Annotated in this window: 1 protein-coding gene; it reads left to right on the top strand. The window is 59.6% G+C overall.

Annotated features, from left to right (window positions below; translation table 11 throughout):
- A partial coding sequence (locus EOD29_RS35515) for an NAD(P)H-binding protein (protein ID WP_127248943.1) occupies window positions 1-230 on the top strand: 230 nt, incomplete at both ends.

Below are 230 nucleotides of genomic sequence, written 5' to 3' on the forward strand. Positions count from 1 at the left end.
CTGGTGCAGGCCGATCTTGATAGCGATGGCGGTTGGGCTGCGGCTGTCGAAGGATGCGACTATGTCATTCACACCGCATCGCCTTTCCCTCCGGGATATCCTGAAAATGAGAATGCACTGATCCAGACAGCCCGCGATGGTGCGTTGCGCGTGCTTCGCGAGGCGCATCGGGCACGGGTCAAACGTGTGGTTCTGACATCCTCTGTAGCTGCCACCAACCATGGCACGGG

Origin of the sequence: Mesorhizobium sp. M1A.T.Ca.IN.004.03.1.1 (assembly GCF_003997555.1) — a bacterium.
Lineage (GTDB): Bacteria > Pseudomonadota > Alphaproteobacteria > Rhizobiales > Rhizobiaceae > Mesorhizobium.